The 12,297-nt window shown below is 34.2% G+C and carries 12 protein-coding genes and 1 tRNA gene; 4 read left to right on the top strand and 9 right to left on the bottom strand.

What is annotated here, in order from left to right; translation table 11 throughout:
- Positions 1-3: 3 nt before the first annotated feature.
- From P5P89_RS03840 to hisS, 6 genes are all read right to left on the bottom strand, one after another.
- Positions 4-1,320, bottom strand: coding sequence for an ABC transporter permease (locus tag P5P89_RS03840; protein WP_278010820.1), 1,317 nt, complete (start codon positions 1,318-1,320; stop codon positions 4-6).
- A gap of 80 nt (positions 1,321-1,400) precedes the next feature.
- Positions 1,401-2,330 carry an ABC transporter ATP-binding protein gene (locus P5P89_RS03845; protein ID WP_278010821.1) on the bottom strand — a complete coding sequence of 310 codons (930 nt, stop codon included), beginning with the start codon at positions 2,328-2,330 and terminating at the stop codon, positions 1,401-1,403.
- Between the two features lie 158 nt (positions 2,331-2,488).
- Positions 2,489-3,595, bottom strand: a complete 1,107-nt coding sequence (gene dnaJ, locus P5P89_RS03850; protein ID WP_278010822.1) for a molecular chaperone DnaJ — start codon at positions 3,593-3,595, stop codon at positions 2,489-2,491.
- Positions 3,596-3,692: 97 nt separating this feature from the next.
- A complete protein-coding gene (locus tag P5P89_RS03855; protein ID WP_278010823.1) occupies positions 3,693-4,271 on the bottom strand; it encodes a nucleotide exchange factor GrpE in 579 nt (192 codons plus the stop codon).
- 315 nt (positions 4,272-4,586) lie between these two features.
- Positions 4,587-4,657 (bottom strand) — tRNA-Trp (locus P5P89_RS03860).
- A 152-nt stretch (positions 4,658-4,809) separates the two neighbouring features.
- Positions 4,810-6,237, bottom strand: a complete 1,428-nt coding sequence (gene hisS, locus P5P89_RS03865; RefSeq protein WP_278010824.1) for a histidine--tRNA ligase — start codon at positions 6,235-6,237, stop codon at positions 4,810-4,812.
- 249 nt (positions 6,238-6,486) lie between these two features.
- On the opposite strand from hisS, the gene P5P89_RS03870 reads away from it, so the two are divergent.
- A complete protein-coding gene (locus P5P89_RS03870) occupies positions 6,487-7,731 on the top strand; it encodes an ABC transporter permease (RefSeq protein WP_278010825.1) in 1,245 nt (414 codons plus the stop codon).
- Positions 7,732-7,933: 202 nt separating this feature from the next.
- Here P5P89_RS03870 and prmC read toward each other — a convergent pair whose 3' ends face one another.
- Positions 7,934-8,800, bottom strand: coding sequence for a peptide chain release factor N(5)-glutamine methyltransferase (gene prmC / locus P5P89_RS03875; RefSeq protein ID WP_278010826.1), 867 nt, complete (start codon positions 8,798-8,800; stop codon positions 7,934-7,936).
- A gap of 77 nt (positions 8,801-8,877) precedes the next feature.
- The gene (locus P5P89_RS03880; protein WP_278010827.1) at positions 8,878-9,363 is read right to left on the bottom strand and encodes a GNAT family N-acetyltransferase; all 486 of its coding nucleotides are present in this window, start codon (positions 9,361-9,363) and stop codon (positions 8,878-8,880) included.
- A 106-nt stretch (positions 9,364-9,469) separates the two neighbouring features.
- Between P5P89_RS03880 and ribD the strand changes: the two genes are divergently transcribed.
- The 3 genes from ribD to P5P89_RS03895 are packed head-to-tail and all read left to right on the top strand — an operon-like array spanning position 9,470 to position 11,757.
- On the top strand, positions 9,470-10,519 hold the full coding sequence (gene ribD / locus P5P89_RS03885; RefSeq protein ID WP_278010828.1) for a bifunctional diaminohydroxyphosphoribosylaminopyrimidine deaminase/5-amino-6-(5-phosphoribosylamino)uracil reductase RibD: 1,050 nt from the start codon (positions 9,470-9,472) through the stop codon (positions 10,517-10,519).
- Entirely contained in the window at positions 10,512-11,114 is a 603-nt protein-coding gene (locus P5P89_RS03890; RefSeq protein ID WP_278010829.1) for an HAD family hydrolase, read from the top strand. Before ribD ends, P5P89_RS03890 begins: the two co-directional genes overlap by 8 nt.
- A gap of 10 nt (positions 11,115-11,124) precedes the next feature.
- Positions 11,125-11,757, top strand: coding sequence for an IMPACT family protein (locus P5P89_RS03895; RefSeq protein ID WP_278010830.1), 633 nt, complete (start codon positions 11,125-11,127; stop codon positions 11,755-11,757).
- 31 nt (positions 11,758-11,788) lie between these two features.
- On the opposite strand, the gene P5P89_RS03900 is transcribed toward P5P89_RS03895, so the two are convergent.
- Positions 11,789-12,193, bottom strand: coding sequence for an acyl-CoA thioesterase (locus P5P89_RS03900; RefSeq protein ID WP_278010831.1), 405 nt, complete (start codon positions 12,191-12,193; stop codon positions 11,789-11,791).
- Positions 12,194-12,297 lie beyond the last annotated feature (104 nt).

Consider the following 12,297-nt stretch of genomic DNA (forward strand, 5'->3'; position numbering starts at 1 on the left):
ATTTTAATACTTAAGCCATTTATACAATTCTTTCCATGTTGGCTTTTTGCCGTACATTAAAATACCTATGCGGTAAATTTTGGCAGCAAACCACACAACAAGGAAAAATGTAGCGAACAATAATGATACCGAAATTACGATTTGCCACCAGGGCACTCCAAAAGGAAGCCTCATTAACATTACAATTGGCGACGTAAGCGGAATCATTGAAAAAATTACTGCAACACTTCCTTGCGGGTCATTTACAACTGTAAAAAATCCAATATAAACACTTAGGATTAATGGCATTATGATGGGCAACAAAAATTGCTGCGAATCAGTCTGATTGTCTACCGCTGCTCCAATGGCTGCGTAAAATGAACTATATAGAAAATAACCTCCAATAAAATAAACTATAAAGCCGGTTAAAATGCTGGCAATAGGTAAATTCCATAATTCAGCGATATACATTTGTGCAGAACCTGAAAGTTCATGTTGGGCTGCTTGCATTAATTCAGGAGAAACTCTTGCAGTTGGTCCAACATTGACTCCAAAAAATGCCGATGCGACAAACATCAATCCTAAGCCAATTATAGCCCATATTATAAATTGTAACAAGCCCGCAAGCGAAGTCCCTACAATTTTACCAATCATTAACTGAAATGGTTTTACAGATGAAATAATGATTTCGATAATTCGGTTTGTTTTTTCTTCGATTACGCTTCGCATTACCATATTACCATAAATGATAATAAACATCATAATCAGATATCCAAAAGCACCTCCAATTCCGATTTTAATTTCATTCAGGCCTTTCAAACTTTCTTCTCCCGAAGCTTTAACTAAATGAATATTAACTTCTGATTGTGCTTTTTGAATTGCCAGTGTATCTAGTTTGGCGCTTTCGAGATTTAGTTTGGTAATTTTTGTTCCGATGATTTTCTGCGTGCCTTCTATAAAAGAAATACTTGGACTGTTATTCGAAATAAACTCAATTTTAGTTTCTAAATCTTTGTTATTTTTTGTTTTAGGAATAACAATTAATCCACTGAAATTTTCTTTTGTAATACTGTCTTTTAAAGCTTTTACATCCATTTCAGATAAATTGAGGTATCTAAATTCTGCTCCTTTTTTATTTTCTTTTAAAAAATCAGCAGCAAAAAGTCCGGTTTCATCATGAATCGCAATTCTTTTGGTTTCAGCTTTCATAGAACTCAGATAACCAATAAATCCGGCAATTGCTATAAATAATACCGGACTCAAAAAAGTCATAACAACAAAAGACTTATTACGGACTTTGGCAATAAATTCTCTTTTTATAATTAATGAAATTATACTCATATATATTTATTTTCAAATTTTAAATCCCCGATTTTAATTGAATACATTTAGAATTGGAATTTGGAATTTAATTTTGGAGTTTAATTTTTATTTTCAGTTACAGTTTGAATAAAAATATCGTTTATAGCGGGGATTTTCTCAACGAAATGTGTTACTTGTCCGCGTTGAGTCAATATATTTAATAATTCGTTCGGCGCTGCGTTCCCAATCTGAATATTTAATTTCAAATCTTCATTTAAAGATTTAAAATTAGCCGGTGAAACGGTAAACTTCTGAGTAATATCATACATCAAACCTTCCACATTATTGGTCAGTATTCCAACTTCAAAACTATTCGTTCGAAATTCACGTTTTACATCACTAACCTTTCCCTCTATTAACTTATTCGATTTATGAATTAAGGCAATATGATCACAAAGCTCCTCAACACTTTCCATTCGGTGTGTCGAAAAAATAATGGTAGAACCCTGTTCTTTCAATGCCAGAATCTCGTCTTTAATAACGTTAGCGTTTACCGGATCAAAACCCGAAAAAGGCTCATCAAAAATCAACAATTTTGGTTTATGCAAAACACAAACCACAAACTGAATTTTTTGTGCCATTCCTTTAGAAAGCTCCTGAATTTTCTTGTTCCACCAACCCTGAATCCCCAAGCGGTCAAACCAAAAATCAAGCTGTTGTTTCGCTTCAGTTTTAGAAAGCCCTTTCATTTGTGCGAGATACAAACATTGTTCGCCTACTTTCATCGAACTGTATAAACCTCTTTCTTCCGGAAGATATCCTATTGTCTGCACATGTTTTGGCTGTAGTTTTTCTCCATCCAGAATAACTTCACCGCTATCCGGCAGGGTAATTTGATTGATAATTCGGATGAGGGACGTTTTTCCGGCACCATTTGGACCTAATAATCCGTAAATACTGCCTTTTGGGACATTTAATGAAACTTCATTAAGTGCGACATAGTCACCATATCGTTTTACTACTTTATGGACTTCTAGTAAGTTGCTCATGCGATTTTTTAGATTTTCTGCGTCAATTTGACTATTGTGGCTTTGCGCCTGTAAAAGTAAATAATTCGTATTGAATCTTTGTCAGAATAAAGAAAAAACCCATTCTAAATTTACAGTAGAATGGGTTTTATAAGTACTTATTGTTTATAAAATATAGTTTATGAAAACATATCTTTTACTTTTTCAAAAAATGATTTTTCTGATTTTTCAGGATTAGGAACAAAATGTTCATTATTTAAAGCATTTTCAAAAAATTGCTTTTGCTCTTTGTTCAACGTTTTTGGCGTCCATACGTTTACGTGAACTAATAAATCCCCGTTTCCGTATCCGTTTAAGCTTGGAATACCTTTTCCTTTTAATCTTAAGATTTTTCCGGATTGGATTCCTTCTTCGAGTTTAATACGCACTTTTCCATTTATTGCTTCTATATCTTTAGAAACTCCTAAAACTGCTTCAGGGAAACTGATATACAAGTCGTAATGAACATTTTCACCTTCACGTTTTAAGAATTCGTGCTCAACCTCTTCGATAGCAACGATTAAATCTCCAGGGATGCTGTTTCCGGGAGCATCATTTCCTTTATTAGACACTTTCAACTGCATTCCATCAGTAACCCCTGCAGGAATTTTGATTGACACTGTCTCGTCCTCCTGAACCATTCCCTGAGCATCCGCTTCAGAAGGTCTTTTATCAAGAATTTGTCCAGAACCACCACATGTAGGACAAGTAGATGCAGACTGCATTCTTCCTAAAATCGTGTTTGTGACACGCATTACCTGACCTTGCCCGTTACAAGTCGAACAGGTTTTGTAAGTAACGCCTTTAGCCTGAACTTTACGTTTTACTTTTACTTTTTTCTCAACTCCATTTGCTATTTCTTCTAAAGTAAGTTTTACCTTAATTCGAAGATTACTTCCTTTAGCACGACGAGGACCTCCGCCTCCGCCTCCGAAACCGCCAAATCCGCCTCCAAAGATATCACCAAACTGGCTGAAAATGTCATCCATATTCATACCACCATGACCTCCAAATCCGCCGGAACCATCAAATGCCTGATGACCGTACTGATCATACTTTGCTTTTTTCTGCGGATCACTCAAAACTTCATAAGCCTCTGCCGCAAGTTTAAAGTTTTCTTCTGCCTCTTTGTCACCTGGATTTTTATCAGGATGATACTTTAAAGCACTTTTTCGATATGCTTTTTTAATTTCGGCAGCATCTGCATTTTTTGAAATGCCCAGTATTTCGTAAAAATCTTTTTTCATAATTAGGTTTAAATTGCTTCGCCAGTTCGCTAGCGCTTGTGCCCAAATTTTAAAATTCCAAATTCCAAAAATGAGCTGAAATTCCTATTTGCATTTTTTAGTTTCCAACAACAACTTTAGGAAAACGAATAATTTTGTCTCCTAATTTGTATCCTTTTTCAATAACATCAACAATTTTCCCTTTCAATTTATCAGACGGAGCCGGAATTTGTGTAATTGCCTCAGCTACATCTGCATTAAAAGCATCGCCAGCCTGAATTTCAACCTGTTCTAAGCCTTTTCCAATTAAAGTGCTTTTTAGTTTTTCATGAATCAGCTCTACGCCTTTTTTTAAGTTTTCATCTTCAGATTTGTTGATTTCCACAGCAGCTCTGTCAAAATCATCCAAAACAGGCAACATTGCAAGTAAAACTTCCTGATTAGCAGTTTTAAACAAGTCAATACGTTCTTTTGAAGTTCTTTTTTTGTAATTTTCAAATTCAGCAAATAATCTCAAAAACTTATCTTTTTCTTTAGCTAAGTCCTGGGCTAACTGCTCCTCAACACTTAATTCTTCAACAATTAATTGCTCTCCATTAGCGTTATTCTCTATAGTTGATTCATCTAATTCCTGATCGAATTCTGTATTTTCCGTAGTCATATTACTTTTATTTTTAAAAATATTTTTAAACTTCATTTTATTTCTTTCTGTTGGATTGCAAAAGTACTGCCAAATCTTCTAAAATGTCAAATTGTCACTCTTAAAATTAGATTCCACTATAAGCTACTATTTCTTAAAGAAAAATTTAATATAATTTTAAGACTATTACGTTTTCGTTTGTTATATATTTGAGACCGAAACCAAATCATTGTTAAAACCTATCAAAGTTTGAATTTAAGGGTTAGCCTCGGCTTATATAAATTATTAATTCAAGTTTACCTTATATTAAAAAAAGCTTCGCCAAATTGACGAAGCTTTTTTTTATTTTAATTACTTTACTATTTGTATTTGCACGGGCGGAGGGATTCGAACCCCCATCAACGGTTTTGGAGACCGCTATTCTACCCTTGAACTACGCCCGTAACTTGAGGCCGCAAAATAAACTGTTTTTTTCCTGTTCCGCAAATTAATTGACGTAGATTTTAAAAATATTTAAGCTGATGAGTGCCGATTTATTTCAATCAAAAGTCAATCAGATCTGCTTTAATCTGTGACAGAACACTTTACTATCAACTTATGCAAGTAAAGCATTTTTCAATCCTTCAAAATCAACCGAAACCTGCTCACCTGTTACTAAATTTTTAAGCGAATAAGAATTTGAAGCAATTTCCTGATCGCCTGCAATTACTGCAAAAGGAATCAAACGTTTGTCTGCATATTGAAATTGCTTCCCAACTTTTACGTTATCCGGATACAATTCTACTTTTATATTTTCCTGTCTTAATTTCTGAATTGCCTGCGAAGCATACAACGCTTCTTTATCTCCATAATTGACAAACAACGCTTTTGATGTTGCAGCAACCGTTTCGGGGAATAATTGCAATTCTTCCAAAACCAGATAAATTCGGTCTAGTCCAAAAGAAATTCCAACACCGCTCATATTTTTCAAACCAAAAATACCGGTCAAATCGTCGTATCTTCCACCCCCGCCTATTGAACCTATCGAAACTGTTTTTGGAGCTGCTACTTCAAAAATAGCACCGGTGTAGTAATTTAAACCTCGGGCCAAAGTTACATCTAAATCTAAAATCGCAGTTGAAAGTCCTAATTCAGCAACATTGTCACATATAAACTTCAGTTCTTCAACACCTTTCATTCCTTCTTCTGATGAAGCTAGTAACTCTGAAAGCTGCTTGATTTTATCTGCAAAAGTTCCACTAAAGCTAAAAAGCGGCTGTAGTTTTACCAACGCTGTTTCAGAAATACCTTTTTCGATCATTTCTTTCTTTACGCCATCTTCTCCAATTTTATCTAATTTATCAAGAGCAACTGTAAAATCAATTAATTTATCTGAAGCACCGATAACTTCAGCGATTCCAGATAATATTTTTCTGTTATTGATTTTAATCGTTACACCTTCTAAACCTAAAGATGTAAAAACCGTATCATATAACTGAACTAATTCTACTTCCTGCCAAAGTGACTTTGAACCTACAACGTCGGCATCACATTGAAAAAACTCTCTAAAACGGCCTTTTTGCGGACGATCTGCTCTCCAAACCGGCTGAATTTGATATCTTTTAAAAGGAAATTCGATTTCGTTTTGATGCTGTACAACATATCTTGCAAACGGAACAGTCAAATCATAACGCAATGCTTTTTCTGAAATTCTGCTTGTAAACTTATTCAACTCAATTCTTTGATCAACATTAATTGTTTCTGCCGAATTAGTCTGAAGCACTTCTAAAGATTGCGGCAATTCGATTTTATTTTTATTGAAGAAAAAATTTCCCGAATTCAATATCTTAAAAATCAAACGATCACCTTCTTCTCCATATTTTCCCATGAGGGTATCTGAATTTTCAAACGAAGGCGTTTCAATTGGCTGAAACCCAAATTTCTCAAAATTAGTTTTTATCGTTTGAATAATATATTGACGCTTTGACACCTCTGCAGGTGAAAAATCTCTTGTCCCTTGTGGTATACTTGGTTTTGAAGCCATCTTTTTTTATTTTAGATTTCTGATTTTAGATTTTAGATTTCTTTGAAACTAAAATACAAAACCTTTAAAATTAATTTATTTCTAGATTTTTTTGATTGTTGATTTTGACATTTCGCCTTTAAGACTTTAGGACTTTCCAACTTTCAACTTAATTTAAAATCGCCTGCAAATATCTTACTTTTTAGAATAAATAATAACACTTCGAAAACAAACTTGTAACAAAAACCGTATTTTCGTGACAAATTGTTCATGATGCTAAAATTATTTAAAGAAAATATCCGGATTGCTTTTGGTTCTATCAAAACGCAATTGCTGCGAACTATTCTTACGGTATTGATTATCGCTATCGGAATTACAGCTTTGGTTGGGATTTTGACTGTTGTAACTGCACTTGAAAATACGGTTTCGACTAATTTTGCATCTATGGGAGCGAACACTTTCAACATTAATCAATACGAAAATACCGTTAAAAACCGTGGCGGAAATGAACGCGAGATCATCAACCCGATTATTTCATACCCTGAAGCTGTCGCTTTTAAAAACAAATACAAATACCCGTTTACGGAAACTTCTCTTTCATTTACAGCAACTTCAAAAGCCGAAGTCAAATATCTAGATCAAAAAACAGATCCGGAAATCACAATTGTTGGTGTCGACGAACATTTTATAGGCAACTCCGGGTTAGAAATCAATTCAGGACGCCCATTCAATCAGTTTGATATCGATAATAATACCTATTCCTGTGTGGTAGGTTCCGATTTCGAGAAGGGTTTATTAAAAGATGTCAATCCAATCGATAAAATTATTTCAATCCGAGGTGCGCGTTTTAAAGTTATTGGAGTTTTAAAAGAAAAAGGTTCTACTTTCGGAAACAGTCAGGACTTAAGAGTTTTAATCCCGATTCAGGTAGCACGCTCGTTATTCACAGCTCCAAACATCAACTATACCATAAGCGTAATGGTCTCTAAAAAAGAACTTTTAGACCAGGCTGTTGATAACGCAACCAGTACGATGAGAAGAGTTCGAAAACTTAGTCCGGTTCGTGATAATAATTTCGGAATTGGCCGCAGTGACGATTTAATCAACAGAATTCTCGGAATCACTAAATATCTAGGATGGGCTTCCTGGATTATCAGTATCATTACCATTCTTGGATCATCAATTGCCTTAATGAACATTATGATCGTTTCGGTTACAGAACGTACCCGCGAAATTGGTGTTCGTAAAGCTTTGGGTGCAACAAAAATTACTATTTCCGTTCAGTTTTTTATCGAAACTTTATTAATTGGACAAATTGGCGGTTTAGTCGGAATTGTTTTAGGAATCTTAATCGGTTTCGCATTTGCAGCCGCAATGAGCTTTGCATTCGTTATTCCGTGGATGGCAATTTTTGCAGCTTTTGGTACAAGTTTTATGGTTGCCATTGTTTCCGGATTGTACCCTGCAATCAAAGCTTCTCAATTAGACCCTATTGAGGCTTTACGTTACGAATAATTTTTATTTGAAGCAGAATTTACTCGTTTTAAATACCAGTTGTCCCGCTATACGTTTCAATCTTTTATGCCGAACCCCGGCATAAAAGGATTTTCACTGCTATCGGGGCTAAATTATACCCATCATTTTTTCAAGAACTTTTCATTTCTTCTGTAAGGTTTGTAAAACCTTGTTATGCTTATAATGTATTTAGAATACATCCCTACAAGGTCTTGGAAACCTTGCAGGAAATCATACGATCATTATCATAAATGTCCTTTCGCAATTCAATATTTTTAAAATCCATTTTTTCCAGTAATTCAGTCATTTCCTTTCCTAAATACTGATTGATTTCAAAATACAATTGCCCTTTTTCTAAAAGGTTTTTTTGAGCTAATTCAGCAATTTTCCTGTAAAAAACCAACGCATCATTGTCATCCACAAAAAGTGCCAGATGCGGTTCGTAATCCAAAACATTCTTTTTAATTTCCTGCTTTTCTAAATGGCGGACATAGGGCGGATTTGAAACGATAATATCAAAATTAGATTTCAGGATTTCTAATTCTAAAACACTCTTGAGTATAAATATTATCTTGGTATTATTATTCCTTGCATTTTTTTTTGCCGTTTCAATAGCCTTCTTCGAAACATCCATAGCATAAACTTCTGCATTTGGCAGATTCTTTGCCAGTGAAATTGCAATACAGCCACTTCCCGTTCCTATGTCAAGTATTTTAAGTTTTTTAGTTTTGTCGATAATCTTGTTTTCATTAATAATCCAGTCAACCAGTTCTTCTGTTTCGGGTCTTGGAATCAAAACATTTTCATTCACTTCAAAATCCAATCCATAAAAATTTGTTTTCCCCAGTAAATACTGAATCGGAACTTCTTTTTTCAGTTCATTTAAAAAAGATTTCAAAACCTCTAAATCAGCATCTGAAAAAGCTAATTCATGATTCAAAGCCAAATCTATTTGTCTAAGATTATATTTGTTTTCTAATATCAGATAAAAAAAACTCTCAGCTTCGTAAGCATCATATAACGAAGAGAGTTCCTTAATAAATTGTGTTCTGTATTGTTTGATTTTCATTGGGGATTTTAAGCTTTTTAGCTAAATTAAATTGCTTTCTATAAGTATTGAGAAATACATTTTGTTACAGTGTTATTTTACAATTCTTTCAACATCCAGACCGGGCAGGAATTGTGACCTGTAGATCCTAACGGAGCCTCTAAATATACAAACCCTGACTTCTTATATAATTTTTGGGCAGCATGCATAAAAGGCATTGTTTCTAAATAACATTTTTCGAAACCAAAGTTTTTAGCATGCTCTAAACATTTTTCGATCATTTTGCTCCCTATTCCTAATCCGCGGGTTTTGGGTAAAAAATACATTTTTTGTAATTCGCAAATCTTCGGGTCGCCATTTTCCAAAGGGGCGATTCCGCAACATCCTACAATTTCACCTTCGTTCTCAACCACAAAATAAACCGATTGTGCCTTACTGTATTGTTCAAACATTAAATCCAAATACGGATCTTCATAAGCTGTTCCGGTTTTCGGGATTTCCATTTCATCAAAAACCCATCTTATTAATTGGGCAACTGCCTGATTGTCTTCTTTTTTAATTTCTCTGATAATCCAATTTTCCATTTTAAAATTTATTCTGCCTTCCACAAAAATAAACATACTTTTAATATTGTTTAACAACTCCGTTGTTAACATTAAACTAAAACTCAAAAATGACTACTTTTGCAATGTGAACATACATGAAAAATACATAAAACGCTGCATCGAACTGGCCAAAAATGGTTTTGGAACAACATATCCAAATCCAATTGTAGGAAGTGTAATTGTTTACGAAGATAAAATTATCGGCGAAGGCTGGCACAAAAAAGCCGGTGAACCACACGCCGAAGTCAATGCGATTCGATCTGTCAAAGACAAATCCTTACTCAAAAAAGCCACTATTTATGTAAGCTTAGAACCCTGCAGCCACTTTGGAAAAACACCACCATGCTGCGATTTGATTATCGAACATAAAATTCCAAATGTGGTTGTGGGCACTGTTGATCCAAACGAAAAAGTTGCCGGAAAGGGAATAAAAAAAATAATAGAATCAGGTTCTAATGTAATTGTTGGTGTTTTAGAAAATGAATGCTATGAACTCAACAAGCGCTTTTTTACCTTTCACAACAAGAAGCGGCCTTATATTATCTTAAAATGGGCTGAAAGTCACGATGGTTTTCTAGCACCTGAAAAACAACCTGGCCAGAAGCGCCAGCCTGTTTGGATAACCAATCCTTATTCCAGGCAATTGGTTCATAAATGGAGAAGCGAAGAACAGGCAATCCTTGTTGGCACTCAAACTGCAATTGAGGATAATCCGAAATTAAATATCAGGGACTGGTCGGGGAACAATCCTGTAAGAATCGTTTTAGATCAAAGCAACAGAATTCCAAAATACAGTTTTATTTTTGATAACAGTGTTAAAACGATTGTTTTTACCAAATCTGAAACTGCCCTTTCAAAAGAAAACACAATTTTTGAAGTAATTAATTTTAATCAAAATATAATACCGCAAATTTTGGCTGTTTTGCATCAAAATCAGATTCAGTCCATTATTATCGAAGGCGGCTCACAAACTTTACAGGCTTTCATTGACCAGAATATTTGGGATGAAGCCCGCATTTTTACAGGAAAAATTACTTTTAATAAAGGAATAAAAGCTCCGCTTATTGAAAAGAAAAACGCAAACAAAACTTATATTCAGAACGACGAATTAACACATATTAGAAATTATGATTGATACAATAATTTTTGATTTTGGAGACATTTTCATCAATTTAGATAAAGAAGCCACTATTTCGGGACTAAAGAAATTAGGCATGACCGAATGGAATTCTGAATTTGACCGATTGAATCTGTTATTTGAGACCGGCGATATTTCGCATGATGATTTTTTGGCAGGTTTTCAGGCACAGCTTCCTAATGCCTCAATCGAAGAAATTCTGGAAGCATGGAATGCTGTACTCGCAGATTTTCCGTTATACCGATTAGAATTTCTCCAGATGCTTTCTAAAAAATACCGTCTGTTTTTATTAAGTAATACCGATTCTATCCATATTGCAACTTTCGAAAATAAAAGCGGAGTCTCTTTTTACAGAGATTTTTACCAATGTTTTGAAAAAGTGTATTTTTCATTTGAAATTGGAATACGAAAGCCAAATCCAGAAGCCTATCAATATATCATCAACAAACACGAATTATCTCCAAAACGAACTTTGTTTGTTGACGATAAAAAAGAAAACACTGATGCTGCTGCAGCTTTAGGACTTCATGTCTGGAATTTACAAGTTAGCAAGGAAGATGTTGTGGATTTATTTGAAAAACAAATACTTTAGAACCGTACTTTTGGAATATAACGACACCTATCAAACTATTGCTTCTGAATCTGAAGAAGTGTTATTTAAAGAAAAAGGTAGCAAATTCTTTGGCTATGCTTTTCCAATAGAAACTGAGGACGAAGTAAAACCTATTATTGAAAGGTTAAAAAAGCAGCATCCCCACGCTGTACATTATTGTTATGCTTATCAAATTGGTACTGCACCAAAAATTTCATATCGGGCAAATGATGACGGAGAACCAGGCAATACAGCCGGAGCGCCAATTTATGGACAAATCCAGTCTTTTGGTTTAACCAATGTGCTTGTAGTTGTGGTTCGATTTTTTGGCGGAATAAAATTGGGGGTTGGCGGATTAATAGCTGCTTACAAAACTACTGCACAAATGACACTTGAGATTTGTAAAATTGTCGAAAAAACAATTGATGTCCATTTTTTAATCTCTTTTGATTATAAAAACATGAACAAGGTAATGCGGGTAATCAAGGAGAAAAAGCTCGAAATAACTTCTCAGGAAATGGAAATTGATGAAAATTCAGGACTGCCAATTGGTAAAATAATAACAAAGACCCGAAAAAAAAATGCTGAATCTATATTCAGCACTTTTGATTTAATGTTTGAAATCGATATAAAAATTATGTAAATCGATATAAAAACGCACCTCGTTTTAGCAATTATTTAAGTGTTTTAAATAATTCTAAAATATAATCCGGAGGGGCAGTTGGCCGACCTGTTTTTAACGAAATAAATACCAAAATAAACACTGCCGTTGTTAATAACTCATTCGCTTCATTATAAATTGCACAGTCAAATTCAATCTTGACTGAAGACTGACTTTTGAATGTGGTATGAATTGTTAAAAGCTCATCATAACGCGCCGATTTTTTGTAATTTATCTGCATCGAAACAATAGGCAGTCCGATTCCGCTTTCTTCCATACTTTTATACGAAATCCCTTTGTTTCTAAGCCATTCCACGCGTCCTATCTCAAAATAAGGAACGTAATTTCCATGATATACGATTCCCATTTGATCGGTTTCTGAGTAGCGGACACGTATCTGAGTTTGATGATTTTTCATTATTTAATATATTAAAAAAATTTAATTTTTACAAGCCTCTTACAATATTATTTTATAAAATTAGAGAGCAAAATATTTTTTTTTACAGAAATTTGTTCACATAT

This window comes from Flavobacterium gyeonganense (genome assembly GCF_029625295.1).
In the GTDB taxonomy this organism is placed as follows: Bacteria; Bacteroidota; Bacteroidia; order Flavobacteriales; family Flavobacteriaceae; genus Flavobacterium; species Flavobacterium gyeonganense.